15 protein-coding genes are annotated in these 16,528 nt (G+C 47.5%); 5 read left to right on the top strand and 10 right to left on the bottom strand.

The genetic code is table 11. The annotated features are described in order from the left end of the window. Positions 1 to 77 precede the first annotated feature (77 nt). From MHI21_RS11870 to MHI21_RS11855, 4 genes are all read right to left on the bottom strand, one after another. Complete coding sequence (locus MHI21_RS11870) at positions 78 to 4,451, bottom strand: hypothetical protein (protein WP_342420057.1); 4,374 nt, start codon at positions 4,449 to 4,451, stop codon at positions 78 to 80. Positions 4,452 to 4,980: 529 nt separating this feature from the next. Next, positions 4,981 to 5,334 (bottom strand): hypothetical protein, encoded by a 354-nt coding sequence (locus MHI21_RS11865; protein WP_341161593.1) that lies wholly within the window; start codon positions 5,332 to 5,334, stop codon positions 4,981 to 4,983. Between the two features lie 462 nt (positions 5,335 to 5,796). Continuing rightward, positions 5,797 to 6,525, bottom strand: coding sequence for a glycosyltransferase family 2 protein (locus tag MHI21_RS11860; RefSeq protein WP_342420056.1), 729 nt, complete (start codon positions 6,523 to 6,525; stop codon positions 5,797 to 5,799). Between the two features lie 253 nt (positions 6,526 to 6,778). Beyond that, on the bottom strand, positions 6,779 to 6,991 hold the full coding sequence (locus tag MHI21_RS11855; RefSeq protein ID WP_341161595.1) for a hypothetical protein: 213 nt from the start codon (positions 6,989 to 6,991) through the stop codon (positions 6,779 to 6,781). Positions 6,992 to 7,179: 188 nt separating this feature from the next. Here MHI21_RS11855 and MHI21_RS11850 point away from each other — a divergent pair, with 188 nt between their 5' ends. Beyond that, positions 7,180 to 7,437: a hypothetical protein gene (locus MHI21_RS11850; RefSeq protein ID WP_341161596.1), complete on the top strand. Its 258-nt coding sequence runs from the start codon at positions 7,180 to 7,182 to the stop codon at positions 7,435 to 7,437. Positions 7,438 to 7,518: 81 nt separating this feature from the next. On the opposite strand, the gene MHI21_RS11845 is transcribed toward MHI21_RS11850, so the two are convergent. After that, positions 7,519 to 8,532, bottom strand: coding sequence for an LLM class flavin-dependent oxidoreductase (locus tag MHI21_RS11845; RefSeq protein WP_341161597.1), 1,014 nt, complete (start codon positions 8,530 to 8,532; stop codon positions 7,519 to 7,521). A gap of 243 nt (positions 8,533 to 8,775) precedes the next feature. Here MHI21_RS11845 and MHI21_RS11840 point away from each other — a divergent pair, with 243 nt between their 5' ends. The 4 genes from MHI21_RS11840 (at position 8,776) to MHI21_RS11825 (ending at position 12,818) form a co-directional block, all read left to right on the top strand. After that, positions 8,776 to 9,252: an Rrf2 family transcriptional regulator gene (locus MHI21_RS11840; protein ID WP_342420204.1), complete on the top strand. Its 477-nt coding sequence runs from the start codon at positions 8,776 to 8,778 to the stop codon at positions 9,250 to 9,252. A 31-nt stretch (positions 9,253 to 9,283) separates the two neighbouring features. Continuing rightward, complete coding sequence (gene hslO, locus MHI21_RS11835; protein WP_076265340.1) at positions 9,284 to 10,165, top strand: Hsp33 family molecular chaperone HslO; 882 nt, start codon at positions 9,284 to 9,286, stop codon at positions 10,163 to 10,165. 155 nt (positions 10,166 to 10,320) lie between these two features. Then, positions 10,321 to 11,154 carry a class I SAM-dependent methyltransferase gene (locus tag MHI21_RS11830; protein ID WP_075154137.1) on the top strand — a complete coding sequence of 278 codons (834 nt, stop codon included), beginning with the start codon at positions 10,321 to 10,323 and terminating at the stop codon, positions 11,152 to 11,154. Positions 11,155 to 11,948: 794 nt separating this feature from the next. Then, a complete protein-coding gene (locus tag MHI21_RS11825; RefSeq protein ID WP_342420055.1) occupies positions 11,949 to 12,818 on the top strand; it encodes an aminoglycoside 6-adenylyltransferase in 870 nt (289 codons plus the stop codon). Between the two features lie 49 nt (positions 12,819 to 12,867). On the opposite strand, the gene MHI21_RS11820 is transcribed toward MHI21_RS11825, so the two are convergent. The 5 genes from MHI21_RS11820 to MHI21_RS11800 all read right to left on the bottom strand — a co-directional run bounded on the left by MHI21_RS11820 (position 12,868) and on the right by MHI21_RS11800 (position 16,448). Then, the gene (locus MHI21_RS11820) at positions 12,868 to 14,736 is read right to left on the bottom strand and encodes an alpha/beta fold hydrolase (protein ID WP_341161605.1); all 1,869 of its coding nucleotides are present in this window, start codon (positions 14,734 to 14,736) and stop codon (positions 12,868 to 12,870) included. A gap of 60 nt (positions 14,737 to 14,796) precedes the next feature. Continuing rightward, complete coding sequence (locus MHI21_RS11815) at positions 14,797 to 15,378, bottom strand: TetR/AcrR family transcriptional regulator (RefSeq protein ID WP_341161606.1); 582 nt, start codon at positions 15,376 to 15,378, stop codon at positions 14,797 to 14,799. 66 nt (positions 15,379 to 15,444) lie between these two features. Beyond that, complete coding sequence (locus MHI21_RS11810) at positions 15,445 to 15,789, bottom strand: cupin domain-containing protein (protein ID WP_028542344.1); 345 nt, start codon at positions 15,787 to 15,789, stop codon at positions 15,445 to 15,447. Positions 15,790 to 15,905: 116 nt separating this feature from the next. After that, positions 15,906 to 16,241: a YolD-like family protein gene (locus tag MHI21_RS11805; protein WP_013310132.1), complete on the bottom strand. Its 336-nt coding sequence runs from the start codon at positions 16,239 to 16,241 to the stop codon at positions 15,906 to 15,908. Between the two features lie 12 nt (positions 16,242 to 16,253). After that, a complete protein-coding gene (locus MHI21_RS11800) occupies positions 16,254 to 16,448 on the bottom strand; it encodes a hypothetical protein (protein ID WP_013310131.1) in 195 nt (64 codons plus the stop codon). Positions 16,449 to 16,528: the final 80 nt, after the last annotated feature.

The following is a 16,528-nucleotide window of genomic DNA, read 5'->3' as shown; positions in this document are numbered from 1 at the left end:
AACTCCTTGAGGGCCTCCAGCACCTTGTGGACCTAGAGGGCCTTGAGCACCTAGAGGGCCTTGAACACCTTGTGGACCTAGAGGGCCTTGAGCACCTTGTGGTCCTTGAACTCCCTGAGGTCCTTGGTCACCTTGTACGCCCTGAGGTCCTTGATCACCTTGGACTCCTTGAGGTCCTTGATCACCTTGGACTCCTTGAGGTCCTTGGTCACCTTGGACGCCCTGAGGTCCTTGGTCGCCTTGAACTCCTTGAGGTCCTTGATCACCTTGAACGCCCTGAGGTCCTTGATCGCCTTGGACACCTTGAACGCCCTGAGGTCCTTGATCGCCTTGGACACCTTGAGGTCCTTGATCGCCTTGGACACCTTGAGGTCCTTGGTCACCTTGGACTCCTTGAGGTCCTTGGTCACCTTGAACTCCTTGAGGTCCTTGGTCACCTTGTACGCCCTGAGGTCCTTGATCACCTTGGACTCCTTGAGGTCCTTGGTCACCTTGAACTCCTTGAGGTCCTTGGTCACCTTGTACGCCCTGAGGTCCTTGGTCGCCTTGAACTCCTTGAGGTCCTTGGTCGCCTTGTACGCCCTGAGGTCCTTGGTCGCCTTGAACTCCTTGAGGTCCTTGGTCGCCTTGTACGCCCTGAGGTCCTTGATCACCTTGGACTCCTTGAGGTCCTTGGTCACCTTGTACGCCCTGAGGTCCTTGGTCGCCTTGAACTCCTTGAGGTCCTTGGTCGCCTTGAACTCCTTGAGGTCCTTGGTCGCCTTGTACGCCCTGAGGTCCTTGGTCGCCTTGAACTCCTTGAGGTCCTTGAACTCCTTGAGGTCCTTGGTCACCTTGGGCTCCCTGAACACCCTGTGGTCCTTGGTCGCCTTGTACGCCCTGAACACCCTGAGGTCCTTGATCGCCTTGGACGCCCTGAACACCCTGAGGTCCTTGGTCACCTTGGGCTCCCTGAACACCCTGAGGTCCTTGGTCGCCTTGGGCTCCTTGAACGCCTTGAGGTCCTTGGTCGCCTTGCACGCCTTGAACGCCTTGAGGTCCTTGGTCACCTTGGGCTCCCTGAACACCCTGAGGTCCTTGGTCACCTTGGGCTCCTTGAACACCCTGAGGTCCTTGGTCACCTTGGACGCCCTGAACACCCTGAGGTCCTTGGTCACCTTGTACGCCTTGAACTCCTTGAGGTCCTTGGTCGCCTTGAACGCCCTGAACACCCTGAGGTCCTTGGTCGCCTTGCACGCCTTGAACTCCTTGAGGTCCTTGGTCACCTTGTGGTCCTTGAACTCCTTGAGGTCCTTGGTCACCTTGAACGCCCTGAACACCCTGAGGTCCTTGGTCGCCTTGGACGCCCTGAACACCCTGAGGTCCTTGATCGCCTTGGACTCCTTGAGGTCCTTGGTCACCTTGGGCTCCCTGAACACCCTGAGGTCCTTGGTCACCTTGGGGTCCTTGAACTCCTTGAGGTCCTTGGTCACCTTGTGGTCCTTGAACTCCTTGAGGTCCTTGGTCGCCTTGGACGCCCTGAACACCCTGAGGTCCTTGGTCACCTTGGGCTCCCTGAACACCCTGAGGTCCTTGGTCGCCTTGGGCTCCTTGAACGCCTTGAGGTCCTTGGTCGCCTTGCACGCCTTGAACGCCTTGAGGTCCTTGGTCACCTTGGGCTCCCTGAACACCCTGAGGTCCTTGGTCACCTTGGGCTCCTTGAACACCCTGAGGTCCTTGGTCACCTTGGACGCCCTGAACACCCTGAGGTCCTTGGTCACCTTGTACGCCTTGAACTCCTTGAGGTCCTTGGTCGCCTTGAACGCCCTGAACACCCTGAGGTCCTTGGTCGCCTTGCACGCCTTGAACTCCTTGAGGTCCTTGGTCACCTTGTACGCCTTGAACACCCTGAGGTCCTTGGTCACCTTGGGCTCCCTGAACACCCTGTGGTCCTTGGTCGCCTTGAACTCCCTGAGGTCCTTGGTCGCCTTGTACGCCCTGAACACCCTGAGGTCCTTGATCGCCTTGGACTCCTTGAGGTCCTTGATCACCTTGAACTCCCTGAGGTCCTTGGTCGCCTTGAACTCCCTGAGGTCCTTGATCGCCTTGGACTCCTTGAGGTCCTTGGTCACCTTGGGCTCCCTGAACACCCTGAGGTCCTTGAACTCCTTGAGGTCCTTGGTCGCCTTGCACGCCTTGAACTCCTTGAGGTCCTTGGTCGCCTTGGACGCCTTGAACGCCCTGAGGTCCTTGATCGCCTTGGACTCCTTGAGGTCCTTGATCACCTTGAACTCCCTGAGGTCCTTGGTCGCCTTGAACTCCCTGAGGTCCTTGGTCGCCTTGGACTCCTTGAGGTCCTTGGTCGCCTTGGACTCCTTGAGGTCCTTGGTCACCTTGTGGTCCTTGAACTCCTTGAGGTCCTTGGTCACCTTGTACGCCCTGAACACCCTGAGGTCCTTGGTCACCTTGAACGCCCTGAGGTCCTTGATCGCCTTGGACTCCTTGAGGTCCTTGGTCGCCTTGTACGCCCTGAACACCCTGAGGTCCTTGGTCGCCTTGAACTCCTTGAGGTCCTTGGTCGCCTTGAACTCCTTGAGGTCCTTGATCGCCTTGGACTCCTTGAGGTCCTTGGTCACCTTGTACGCCCTGAGGTCCTTGGTCACCTTGAACTCCTTGAGGTCCTTGGTCGCCTTGTACGCCCTGAGGTCCTTGGTCGCCTTGAACTCCTTGAGGTCCTTGGTCGCCTTGAACTCCTTGAGGTCCTTGAGGTCCTTGGTCGCCTTGAACTCCTTGAGGTCCTTGGTCGCCTTGAACTCCTTGAGGTCCTTGGTCGCCTTGAACTCCTTGAACACCCTGAGGTCCTTGGTCACCTTGAGGTCCTTGGTCACCTTGAACGCCCTGAGATCCTTGGTCGCCTTGGACGCCCTGAGGCCCTTGGTCGCCTTGGACTCCCTGAGGTCCTTGGTCGCCTTGAACGCCCTGAACACCCTGTGGTCCTTGATCGCCTTGGACTCCTTGAGGTCCTTGGTCGCCTTGCACGCCTTGAACTCCTTGAGGTCCTTGATCGCCTTGGACTCCTTGAAGTCCTTGGTCGCCTTGAACACCTTGAACTCCTTGAGGTCCTTGATCGCCTTGGACTCCTTGAGGTCCTTGGTCGCCTTGCACGCCTTGAACTCCTTGAGGTCCTTGATCGCCTTGGACTCCTTGAGGTCCTTGGTCGCCTTGGACTCCTTGAGGTCCTTGGTCGCCTTGCACGCCTTGAACGCCTTGAGGTCCTTGGTCACCTTGGGCTCCCTGAACACCCTGAGGTCCTTGGTCGCCTTGGGCTCCTTGAACACCCTGAGGTCCTTGGTCACCTTGGACGCCCTGAACACCCTGTGGTCCTTGATCGCCTTGGACGCCCTGAACACCCTGTGGTCCTTGGTCGCCTTGGGCTCCTTGAACTCCTTGAGGTCCTTGGTCACCTTGGACGCCTTGAACTCCTTGAGGTCCTTGGTCACCTTGGACGCCTTGAACACCCTGAGGTCCTTGGTCGCCTTGTACGCCCTGAACACCCTGAGGTCCTTGATCGCCTTGGACTCCTTGAACGCCTTGAGGTCCTTGGTCGCCTTGCACGCCTTGAACACCCTGAGGTCCTTGGTCACCTTGGGCTCCCTGAACACCCTGTGGTCCTTGGTCGCCTTGTACGCCCTGAACACCTTGAGGTCCTTGGTCGCCTTGCACGCCTTGAACGCCTTGAGGTCCTTGGTCACCTTGGGCTCCCTGAACACCCTGAGGTCCTTGGTCGCCTTGGGCTCCTTGAACACCCTGAGGTCCTTGGTCACCTTGTACGCCCTGAACACCCTGTGGTCCTTGGTCACCTTGAACGCCCTGAACACCCTGAGGTCCTTGGTCGCCTTGTACGCCCTGAACACCCTGAGGTCCTTGATCGCCTTGGACTCCTTGAACGCCTTGAGGTCCTTGGTCGCCTTGCACGCCTTGAACACCCTGAGGTCCTTGGTCACCTTGGGCTCCCTGAACACCCTGAGGTCCTTGGTCACCTTGCACGCCTTGAACTCCTTGAGGTCCTTGATCGCCTTGGACTCCTTGAACGCCTTGAGGTCCTTGGTCGCCTTGCACGCCTTGAACACCCTGAGGTCCTTGGTCACCTTGGGCTCCCTGAACACCCTGAGGTCCTTGGTCACCTTGGACGCCTTGAACACCCTGAGGTCCTTGGTCACCTTGGACGCCTTGAACACCCTGAGGTCCTTGGTCACCTTGGGCTCCCTGAACACCCTGTGGTCCTTGGTCGCCTTGGGCTCCTTGAACACCCTGAGGTCCTTGGTCGCCTTGGGCTCCTTGAACACCCTGAGGTCCTTGGTCGCCTTGGGCTCCTTGAACTCCTTGAGGTCCTTGATCGCCTTGTACGCCCTGAACACCCTGAGGTCCTTGATCGCCTTGTACGCCCTGAACACCCTGAGGTCCTTGGTCACCTTGGGCTCCCTGAACACCCTGAGGTCCTTGGACGCCTTGATCGGTTCCTAAAAGTTCATCAGATACTAACCGATGCGCAGGTACTAATTGCCCCAATGCATCTTTACCCCAAACAGAAATTTGAGTTTCATCCTCTGCTGGTCCGCTTGTGGTAAACACGAATTCAAATGCGTCTAAATTTGCAAAGAAATTCCTAGTTATAACCGCATTTGGTCCCACTGCCACTAGTTGTTGTATATATAATGTTCTGCTGCCGTTTAAAATAAAACCCTCGATCAAAACAGTAGAAGAATTTACAGAATCTCGGTTATCTATTTTTACTGTGACTAGTTGGGTGGGTCTGACTCCTAGAACAGGATCGTTTGCAATGGGTCCAGTTGATAATACTGCCATTTAGATACTCCCTCCTCTCTAGTAAAAAGCAAATTTTTTTGTGAACAATGATCTTTCTCAAGACCCTGTTCCCTCTATTTTATGTCTCAACCATTTGCTGCGATTGTGGTTCTATCACTATACATATGTTGAGTTTTAAGACCCTAGTTGCTCATCCGCAACAATACGCTGAACATCAATGATTGTACCGCTCGCGTTTTTTCCCCAAACTGAAATATCAGTACTTTCTTCTGCTAAACCGCTTGTGGTAAAAACGAATTCATATGCGTCGAAGTTCACTAGATAGTTTCTCGTAACAACTGCATTGGGGGCTAAAGCTATTTGTTCTTGTACATACAATGTTCGTAAACCATTTAAAATGTAGCCCTGAATTAAAATAGTTGAAGAATTGACCAAATCACGATTAATTATTTTAACGGTAACCTGCTGGATAGGCCTGATCCCACTAACAGGACTATTCTCAATAGGTCCAGTTGATAATACTGCCATTTAGTCGGTCTCCCCTTTCCTATTTATTAACAACAAATCCATATCATGTAAAAATACTATATATATTGAACTTAAATATACTTGGGTTTTAATCCACTATATTATTTTACAGTTCAATCCATATAGAAAAGAATAGGGATTACTGTAGCTCCATGTATCATATTAATAATTTGTTACATGTGATTGTTTGTTTACCTATTAAAATTAAAATAGATATTTACTTTTTCAAACCTTTTTAAATTCTGGGGAAATTAAAAGGTAGTGATCGAGCTTTAAGTAACTTATTGGCGCTTATTCATCAATATCATTTCAAACCATAAAAAAGGCACCCCAAGAAAAAAAGGTGCCTTTAAGCCTTGTAGATCAATTTCAATCAACTCCATTCTCTTGCTATCACGTTTACATAGAAACAATGAAGTTATAATAGCTTCTTACAAATGCCACTTGTGCCAACAGTTCATGCTAGAACACTCTAATAGATCTATTTTTTAATTTCTCAAATTGTTCCAACCTTTGTTTCTCATCCCATAAATAATGAAATCCCCATCTATTTGCCGTGTCCCCTTCTCGCAGCCCTTGTTTTAAAGCCGAGAAACGTGAATTTATATAGTCAAGTCCCAAGTATTTATAATGTAACAATAAAACATCATTATTGGATGGCTTTATGACGTCCCCTATAGGTGAAGCAGTATGCCTGCCAGGACTGAAATTTATTTCTTGTATCGCATTTGGATTAAATATTTGAGGCTTATCGTACGTTTGACTTCTTACACCATTCCTTACCGTCTCATGTAATGGTTGATCGCTACTCGGAAAAAAATCAGAAACCATCTCATAACCATCAGGGACAATCAACGTTATCCCTTTAGAGGTGCATTCTCGCAGATATATTCTAAGGTTAGGGTGATAGAAATGTTCATCAGCGTCACAGACAATAACCCAGTCTGCCTTTCCTCTGCTTCCTTTCCAAAATTGATTGAATTTATTTTGTGCTGATTTCACGAGAGAATTACCTTTTATTTCGAATCTATCTATAACAACTTTGGGATTTTCCCTTAACATGGATATAGAATTATCAGTTGAGCCGTTATCGAAAATATAGTATTGATCCGCTATATTATCATAGTGCTTTAAAAAAAACGGGAGCATTTTTTCTTCATTCCAGCATAAAGCATAAACATGGATTATCACGTGCTCTTCCCCTTTCAAACTCAAAGCTTATGAACCAACTTGCTTGATAATATATGCAACTTATATTTGTGGGGTTCAAGTCGTGGAAGACAAGCTTTTTGTTAAGCGAGTATGTGAGAGATGATAAATCATAATGCTGAATTGCCGGATTGCACCAGGCTTTAATCATTCTGATCGTAGCTAAGTAGCGTCTCTGCGTGCAGCATACGTTGGGTTTGAACAAGCTCCCGAAAAGTTTTGCCAGTCTGCTCTTTTAACAAATTCCCCAGATAATTAGCATTAAAATTAAATGCCGTCCCCAATTGGGGTAGCGTGTAATCCCGATAATGCTGCTCAATGTATTGCAAATATCAATAATTGTTTTCACATAGGCTGCCTCGGATGTTTCTCCCCACATAAACAGACTATACTTTTCCATCAATACCAATTCTGCTTGCGGATAATTGAGTACACCTTGGGCAATCATCACCTCCCACCGCATACCGACGAATGGTGGTCTTTTATCGATTGGCATGAGCAGTTGGATAAGCCAACCCCCTTCTCAAGCCATACTTATTTACACGTTAAAAAGGGCTATTCGATTGGCTGAACAGGTTGATCCTGACAGGATTCCGTTCCTGAACCAGCGGTTAGAGGACGTTACGACAGCAACACTTGCTGTCTGAGAAACCCGAAATTAGACTGACAACACCATATATGCATCACTATTTAGTTGAAGCTTGGCTGATTACGGGTGATCGGGATGGAGCTGTGCAGCACCTCAAATCCTACTGGGGAGGCATGCTGCGGGACGGAGCCGATACGTTCTGGGAGTTGTACGATCCCCATAACAAAGCCTTTTCACCCTACGGCAGTTATCTGATCAACAGCTACTGTCACGCGTGGAGCTACCCCAACCTATTCGATTCGTAAGTATAAGCTTTAAAATATAATAAGGCCATGCCAGATCAGGTTATGAGAACCTTTTCCAGCACGGCCTTATGGTTTGACCAGCTACCCGTCTGTTCGCATCACTTTGGCTAGCAGCTCATACGAGCGCAGGCGCGCTTGATGGTCATATACCTGAGAGGTTGTAATCAGCTCATTGGCTCTAGTCTGGTCGATTATCAAATCCATCTTTTGCTTGACGGTGTCAGGACTGCCGATGGCTGAATACCCCAGCATATTACCACGAACCATCTCCTTCTCGTGCTCACTCCAAAGCTTTTCCATGTCATCCACTGGTGGCTTCAGTCCTCCGCTGTGCCCGCGCAGCACATTTAGAAACTGTTGTTCTTGTGATGTAAAGAGCCATTTTGCTTCCTCATCAGAATCTGCAACAAGCACATTAACACCGACCATCACATATGGCTTATCCAGTGCTTTGGATGGCCGAAAATTGCGATGATACAACTCCAGAGCCTGTAGCAAATGAGCCGGGGCAAAGTGGCTGGCGAACGCGAACGGCAGCCCAAGCTGACCTGCCAGCTGTGCGCTGAATCCGCTTGATCCCAGTAACCAGATGGGAATGTCCAGCCCTTCTCCAGGAATCGCTCTTACTCCCGGAACGGCTCCGTTCAGCGCTGGATTCAGGTAAGAACGCAGCTCATTCAATTGCTCGGGGAAATCTTCCCCAGTATTGTGAAGCCCTCTCCGCAGTGCTCTCATCGCAGGTTGATCCGTGCCTGGAGCCCGGCCAAGTCCCAGATCAATTCGTCCCGGATAGAGCGACTCTAGGGTTCCAAACTGCTCTGCAATCATGAGTGGAGCATGGTTAGCCAGCATAATACCGCCTGAACCCACCCGAATCTTGTTTGTATGTGCAGCCACATGCCCGATGATCACGGACGTAGCCGCACTGGCAACCGCCTGCATGTTATGATGCTCCGTTAGCCAGTACCGATGGTACCCCCATTGTTCAGCATGCTGGGCAAGATCCACCGTGTCGCGGAAGGAATCGGCAGGAGTGCCGCCTTCAAGGACAGGTGCAAGATCTAATATAGATAGTGCAACGTTACGCGTAGTCATTATATATAAACCCCCTGTTAAAATATTATTTTACGAATTTTCCTCAATGCCCTAATTCTTTGACCTATCAATTGATACGTCAATTATGATAATGTGTCCCGTTATAAATTGCAAATGATTTAAATTTTTAGTTTTGTTCAAAAACAGTTTACTTTTACGAGAAGCTCGTCTATCATGCATTTATATGGATAATCATTATCCACATTAGCCTGGTTATAAAGATCGAGGTGATTGCTAGTGCATATGAAAACAGGTGTCGAACAATCTGTCTACGCTCTTCTTCTACTCACGATGCTACCGGACAAAGCTGTTTTACCTGGTGAGGCCATTAGCCATCAGTTAGGCGCTTCGCCCACTTATTTCCATAAACTGTTACGTAAATTGGTTAGCTCCGATTTGATTACTTCTGTACCTGGTGTCAAGGGCGGGTTCAAATTAAAGAAAAAACCTGAGGATATACGGGTATTTGATATTTATCTGGCGATTGAAGGACAACAGACTCTCTATTCTTCCAGCGGTATCTACAACGATATGCTTGAATTAAAGAAAGACGATCAGTGTTGTTTACTGGCAAATTTGATGGAAGAAGCGGAAGCCTCCTGGAAAGCCGTTCTGAAAAGAGAAACCATCGCGTCACTATCCGCTGACTTTTTTAAAGAAGGATATGATGACAAAATGACTTCTTTGGAGAACTGGATTCAGAAAAAAATGGTCTTGTAAAGAACTCTAATGAACAGAAAGGAATATGAACATGAACGATTATTTAGTAAAAGCTCTTGCCTACAACAATCAGGTACGGGCTTATGCCGTGAGAACAACGGAAACGGTAAGTGAAGCCCAACGGCGTCATTATACCTGGCCCACAGCATCGGCTGCATTGGGACGTTCTATGACGGTCGGCGTCATGCTGGGAGCCATGCTTAAAGATGAGGATAAACTGACGATCAGAATCAACGGTGGCGGACCTATCGGCACCATTCTTGTCGATACCAACTCCAAAGGTGAAGTTAGAGGTTATGTAAAAAATCCACAAACCCATTTTGAGCTTAATCAGATAGGGAAATTGGATGTCGCCAGAGCTGTAGGAACAGATGGAGCGCTAATTGTATCCAAAGATATCGGCTTAAAACACCCGTTTGTTGGACAGGTCCCTCTCATATCGGGTGAACTGGGCGAGGACTTCACATCTTATCTCGTCCAATCCGAACAAATTCCTTCTTCTGTGGGAGCGGGAGTTATTGTTAACCCGGATAACTCTATACAGGCGGCTGGAGGTTTTATTATTCAGCTGATGCCAGATACACCAGAAGAGGTTATCAGTTTTATCGAGAGACGTATTGAGAGCATTCCAAGCATCTCCGCAATGGTCATGGAAGGTCTTACACCAGAGCAGATTCTGGGTCAGATTTTAGGAGAAAGCAACATAAACATACTGGAAACCATGCCTGTACAATTTCATTGTCCCTGCTCAGAAGAGCGCGTTACCAATGCCATTATCAGCTTAGGGAATAAGGAAATAGAAGATATGATCCATACCGATGGACAGGCTGAAGCTCATTGCCACTTTTGTAACGCACACTACCATCTTACCAAAGAAGATCTCGAGGGCATGCTGGAAACAAACATCATTTAAATATGGCTGTTCCCAAAAAGTAGGTTTAGCTACTGGGGAACAGCTTTTTTCTTTCCCAATGCTTCCGATGGTTTCTTAATCCTAAACACGGTAGACTTGTTCATGATGTAAGTGATAATGTTATATTATTCCAATCACTTGAGATGAGGTGCGCTATGCTCGAAAAAGATACGCATGAAATTCTGGCTTATTATGATGGCGGTGCAGAAATAGGCAGGTTAGAGCGAGGCATAGGAAAAATAGAACTGGAAAGATCAAAAGAAATCATTTCACGTTATCTCAGGGAGTCTACTCATGTTATTTACGATATCGGCGGCGGTGTAGGGGTCTACTCTTCGTGGCTGGCGGAGCTGGGATACGAAGTTCATCTATTTGATCTATCTTCCCAAGCCATTGAATTCGCTCGTCAGCAGCAACTGAATAAACCCATCATCAGCAAGCTGGAAACCGCGGATGCCAGAAATCTTGATCGTAAAGATGAAAGCGCGGACATCGTGCTATTGATGGGACCTTTATATCATTTAACGGAACAGAAGGAACGAGTAAAAGCACTGCAAGAAGCGGCGCGTGTCTTAAAAAAAGGTGGAACGCTGATTACTTCAGCTATTTCCAGGTTTGGCTCGCTACTGTGGGGGCTATCGGTGTACGGTGAGTGCAATACCATTGTGGAGGAAGATGCGTTCATGGATATGGTCAGACAGGAGCTAACAGATGGTCAGCATGTGCGCCCTGCTGCTTATCCCTCTTTTCTCACACGCTCCTACTTCCACACACCGGATGCCTTGCGCGCAGACTGGCAGGCGGCTGGATTGCCGAAGCCTCGTGTACTGGGCGTGGAAGGACCCGTCTGGATTGCACCCGGATTTGAGGAAAAGTGGGTGCTTCCTTCCCATCGCAGCCGCTTGCTGGATATATCACGGCAGGTTGAAGAGCAGGAATCCGTAATCGGTATGAGCCCGCATATGCTTGCGGTAGGTACCAAGTCTTAAAGCTCAGCACCTCTACAATTACGGTCAGATGCCGCTGCTTTAATAGTTCACGATCTATTGCTACGATATCCTCTCCAAGCGGGTTAGCTATACCGTCCAAATGCTGAGTAAACGTCATTCGTCCACTCTTCATAGGCCGTAAATCCTTCATCACGGTTTCAAGAGCGGCTTCCCACTTCTCATCTGTCGGGTAATATAGCACGTAGTCTAATTTTCCTTTAGATGCCAGTTGAGGTAATAGGATTTCTTGAAGCAACATGTTGATTTCTTTTAAAAAGGCTTTATTGTCCGGACTTCCTCCCAGAAAAATGCCTTGGGGGTTGCTCAATACAGCGGTATCCCCATTATTAGATAAAAAAATTCTACCCGGTATGGTGCCTCTAATGATTACCTTGAATCGATATGTGATGCTTCATTGTATTAAAAAGACCGAATGCCTTATAAAAATAAGATTCTGCGAGTTCCATTCCTTGAATCATGTGATGAGCACACATCTGTCTGATTTGCCTCCCATAAGCCTATGAGAGTTTCGATGGTCTGTACTTGATGCCTCGCTTCATTATGGATAAAACATACAATTCGGTCAAGTGTACTTTTGGTAATGAAGAAGGCCTCGGCAGCACAATTGAATGGCTTCTGTGTATAGGCTATTGTAAGGGTAGGAGACTTTTCCCAGATAAAAGAACTTACAGGAGGTTGTTTTCCTTGATGATCCTTGAGCTAGTGGCCATTATTTCTATTGCTCCCTTGTCCACGTTTTTCTCCTTTAGATACCGTTTGTGGAGACAACTATTATGAGAAGTGAACATGAAATGCTTCATACCATTCTCCATTTTGCTCAAGAGGACGAGCGGGTACGTGCCGTGATTCTAAATGGTTCACGCGCCAATCCACATGCTCCACGGGACATTTTTCAGGATTATGATATCGTCTTTCTCGTATCCTCCATGGACAGCTTTATTCAGGAACGTCGCTGGATCAACCATTTTGGTGAATTGATCATTATGCAGACGCCCGATGAGCATATGGAACCTATCCCGATGCCCCGCGATCGCTTTGCTTTTCTCATGTTATTTACGGACGGCAATCGCATAGATCTTACACTCTACTCTGCGAATAACATCGCCAATTGGACCCGAGACAGCTTAAGTGTACTGCTGCTGGATAAAGACGGGCTTGTGGAGCCTTTCCCACCGCCAAGTCTTCAAGATTATAAGACGATACCTCCAACTGCCCAAGTCTATGCGAATTCCTGCAACGAGTTTTGGTGGGTCAGTACTTATGTGGCTAAAGGGTTATGGCGACAGGAGCTACCCTATGCCAAATTTATGCTGGATCGGCCTGTGAGAGATGCGCTTCACTTGATGCTGGAATGGCATATTGGTATACGAACAGACTTCGCTGCAGATCCGGGTAAACAGGGAAAATATTTCGAGAACCACCTTGAACCTGATCTTTGGACACTCTATATCCAAACGTTTGCGGATGCAGATTATGAACATACGTGGCAGTCTCTTTTGATCATGGGAAATTTATTTAGAAAAGTTGCCTTGGAAGTAGCCAACTATTATGATTACGAATATCCGACTCTGGACGATCAACGTGTTACAAACTATCTCCATCACGTAAAAGCTCTCCCAGCAGATGCTAAGGACATTTATTGATAAAAAACCAGTCGGCACTTGATTTATATGTGCTAAGCTGGTTTTATTTTTATACACTAACGTTATTCTGTCCTATGTGCTGCTTTAGATATTGCGCTGTTCGTTCCGGTTGCGAGATCGGAAAATGATGAGCTGCCGGAATATTCAGCGTATGCAGGGCATGAAATGGCTCGGGCAACTTATAGATCTGATCCTTCACACCCCATAGAATCGAAACCTCCTCTTTATACATTCTTTCGGATATCTCAGGAACCGACCGGAAGCTATCGGACTTCGTTAGCATGGCTAGGGCTTGCGCAGTCGTCTTTCTTGCGCGTGGGGAACGCATTTCTTCAAGAACATACGTGATGTATGCTGGCGGGATATCGTCGATACTTTCAAAACAAGTCTGCGCAAGCAATTGCTTGCGTAAGCCTGAATCGCTGAATCTGCCTAGCATACTCTCCGTAATTCGTGCGCTCCGATATCTGCGCGGAGCAGTATGCAATACAGGCTGCAATAGGTGTAAGCTACTGATACGCTCAGGTACGCGTTCCCATGCCTTAGCAGCTAGTAGTCCGCCGAACGAATGACCTACAAGGCAGATTGGCGTTTCCAAAGCCTGAATAGCCTGCACTAACGATTCAATGTGGCCTTCTAGTACATCCTCCTTATGATGGTATGGGGAACGGCCAAAACCGGGAAGATCCACCAAGCAAACAGAGGATTCCGGAAATTGATTTGCCAGCGGTATCAAACAATCTGCCCCGCTGAAAGTACCGTGAACTAATACGATCGTTGGATTTCCATTCTTCACCCTTCGCTCCAGTGTAGCTAATGGCCCACGTCTGTTGCGGACATATCCATCTGTATCTATGGTGGAATGAGCAATCCTGAAATCAAGATCAGTAATGACAAATGGGAACACGCTTTTGTTCATCGCCTGTGACAACCCGTATTTACGTTGAATCTCTCGTGCTGCATCCAGTGGGTAGTCCACATCTACGATAAAATCGAGTGATTCCTTCGGAATACCTAACTTTTGGCCCAGAGGAGTACCCAGTATACTGGTTAGCCAAGCTGGCGAAATCGAACCGAGCGGTTTACGTACACGAAGCTCCTTCGCCATATTCGTTCCCAGCTCTATCATCGTTGGACTCTGCTGTCTGTCATCCATCAAGTAGTATGTTTCGCTGGCAGGATGTGATTCCTTCGTAAGAGCACTGATCAATTCGGCTGCATGATCTACATGGACCAAGGGGAGCCAATGAGATTTTCCGCCGGGGACAAGTCCCATAAGCTTGCGCGCTGTAGAACCTACGAGAATGCCTAGCCCACCAGTTTGGGGCGTATCCCCAGACTCTGAGTCACCAATGACAACGCTCAAATGGACAACCGAAAGCGGAAATCCTTCCTTGTGTGCTCCTTGACGGATACGCAAATCAGCCAAAAATTTCATCCGTTCATATGGAGGTGCCTGTTCCAAATGAGCGATGACCGGCTCGGGAGTAAGCCAGTTATGATCATTAAAAGGGCTTTTGTACCCAACCAAATGAATAAAATGTCGTAACCCTTTGCTCGCATGAATATATGTAGCCAACGTTATCATTTCTTCTGCCGCTTGTAGAAAAGCTGCTCTCGCATCCTCCTCTCCCAGCAGAATATCCATCGGACCTCCTGCATGAATTATCACATCTGCGGTCTCCACGAGCTGCCTGTCAGCAGGATTTAATCCTAGAGCAGGTATACTCAAATCGCCAATAACCGGTGTTAATTTCCCGATATGCCATGCTGTCTCCAAATCCATTTGCCTGCATATTTGTTCCCACTTCTGCTGCGAACGAACCAGGACGGTAATAGTGTGTTCCTCCTTGGAAAGTTGTCGTAACGTATGCATGCCGATAAATCCTGTGCCGCCCGTGATAAAGATATGTGCCATATACGAAACCTGCCTTTTTTAATTTTTAGTACTTCGTAGTACTAATAAAGATTAAAAAAATCACTTTAGCAGAAGTGCTAAAGTAAATTTTAAATTTTCGAGTATGCTCGGGTCCTGGCTTGCATGCTGCAGAAAGAGCGCACCTTCAATGGCCGAGACGATGAATTGCGCCGTCGACCTCGCAGGAAGTTCAGCCTGAATCTCTAATCTTTCCCTTCCCTCGTTCAACAATATTTCTACGGTAGTGATTTGGCTTTGGAAGAACTGGCTTATTTTATTCCGAAACAAGGCGCTATCTTGAGGCATTTGCGTATAAAGAGTAATAAAGGGACAGCCTCCCAAATAATCTGTCTCTTGCTCTGTCAGCAATTGAAGAAGGATTTCAAAACGTTCCTGAACAGACTGATCCTTACGCGAAACAACTTCATAAATCATCTCATTATACGTTTGAATCAGTTGATCCAGAATGGCTGAAAGTAGCTCTTCTTTACTTTTAAAATAATAGTAAATGTTCGTTTTGGACACATTGCTCACAGCCACAATTTCATCCATACTTGTTGCATGATATCCTTGGGTAAGAAACAATGAGGTGGCGATGCGCAGAACAACATCCCGATTCGTGATTTTATTTTTTTTCATCATATTTAGCACTATACGGTACTAAAAAAGACTTGTCAACCTTCGCTGGAACATGTCTGCTCCAAAATATTATTTTTCGGCCAGAACCCGGTCACCTCTGCTCGCAGGCTGAGAAATAACCAAAAATTCAACATCCTGATTCGTTTCATTAAACATTTGATGAGGCACCATAGGAGGAACCTCACACCCTTCCTGAGATCCTAATTGGATTCGTTCACCATCCACTTCAAGTACCGCTGTACCTGATAAAATAAAGAAAAATTGGCGCGCATGATGATGATAATGTCTGACCTCATGTGTATTTCCGGGCATCCGCTCATGAATAATGCTCAAATCATTATTTTTCACCAAGCGCCAACCATCACATTGATCTCCCCATATATAATGTTCGGCATTATTTTTACTAATTTTCATTATTGAACTCCTCCTTTTGCAATTACAGTTTATTTTATATATGAATTCATAGAGCTACAATCTTAATTATAAAACGGCAGGACAAATGTAAAAAAGTCCGACTTAGTCAGACTTTTTTATATATCCGCCTCGATAATTTCCTCCAACTTAATCCAGCTAAAATCCTCCTCCCCACGGGACAGCTTCACTTCTCGCCGACTTGTATTAATCACCGTGACCAATCCACGAAGCTCCTCATCATCAAACGGGTTGAACACTTTTAGCGTAATAGGCTTCCGTTCGTTATAGGATACGATGATGGCCTGTTCAATCTGCTGCATTTCCTGATCGTCCAGTGCTGGCTTGCCGCGCCTTCCTTGCTCCTTCATCAGTCTTAAATATGCCTCCCGATGCTCAGGCAAAATCATGCGCGAGCTTTCCCATATGCCATTTCCTTCAAGCTTTTTCCCCATCATAAGCCCCTCCTATGCTGTTCTGGTTACCGGATGCCATGCCAATACATGATCTAATCGAAAAACACGTGGCTGGCCTGTCTGTAGACAGGTGGCTCGTATCAAGCCATTCTGCACACGATGCACCTCGATACGCCGATGAGACAGCTTGCCCTTCCGATCCAAATACACGATTTCCACGATCTGCCCCACGTATTTTTCCAACATGATCCTTCACTCCTTATCAGAACGTTTGTTTGTATTATATGCGAACATGCGTTTGATTATCAATGTAAAAAAATCCCCTG

This window comes from Paenibacillus sp. FSL H8-0168 (assembly GCF_038592955.1).
GTDB lineage: Bacteria > Bacillota > Bacilli > Paenibacillales > Paenibacillaceae > Paenibacillus > Paenibacillus polymyxa_B.
The sequence above is the reverse complement of the archived record's forward strand: the minus strand, read 5'-3'. Positions and strand labels throughout refer to the sequence as shown.

Coding starts and splice junctions, on each gene's coding strand:
- MHI21_RS11865 (WP_341161593.1), bottom strand. CDS start 5,334: ATGGCAGTATTATCAACTGGACCTATTGAGAATAGTCCTGTTAGTGGG.
- MHI21_RS11855 (WP_341161595.1), bottom strand. CDS start 6,991: ATGATTGCCCAAGGTGTACTCAATTATCCGCAAGCAGAATTGGTATTG.
- MHI21_RS11845 (WP_341161597.1), bottom strand. CDS start 8,532: ATGACTACGCGTAACGTTGCACTATCTATATTAGATCTTGCACCTGTC.
- MHI21_RS11840 (WP_342420204.1), top strand. CDS start 8,776: ATGAAAACAGGTGTCGAACAATCTGTCTACGCTCTTCTTCTACTCACG.
- hslO (WP_076265340.1), top strand. CDS start 9,284: ATGAACGATTATTTAGTAAAAGCTCTTGCCTACAACAATCAGGTACGG.
- MHI21_RS11830 (WP_075154137.1), top strand. CDS start 10,321: ATGCTCGAAAAAGATACGCATGAAATTCTGGCTTATTATGATGGCGGT.
- MHI21_RS11825 (WP_342420055.1), top strand. CDS start 11,949: ATGAGAAGTGAACATGAAATGCTTCATACCATTCTCCATTTTGCTCAA.
- MHI21_RS11820 (WP_341161605.1), bottom strand. CDS start 14,736: ATGGCACATATCTTTATCACGGGCGGCACAGGATTTATCGGCATGCAT.
- MHI21_RS11815 (WP_341161606.1), bottom strand. CDS start 15,378: ATGATGAAAAAAAATAAAATCACGAATCGGGATGTTGTTCTGCGCATC.
- MHI21_RS11810 (WP_028542344.1), bottom strand. CDS start 15,789: ATGAAAATTAGTAAAAATAATGCCGAACATTATATATGGGGAGATCAA.
- MHI21_RS11805 (WP_013310132.1), bottom strand. CDS start 16,241: ATGGGGAAAAAGCTTGAAGGAAATGGCATATGGGAAAGCTCGCGCATG.
- MHI21_RS11800 (WP_013310131.1), bottom strand. CDS start 16,448: ATGTTGGAAAAATACGTGGGGCAGATCGTGGAAATCGTGTATTTGGAT.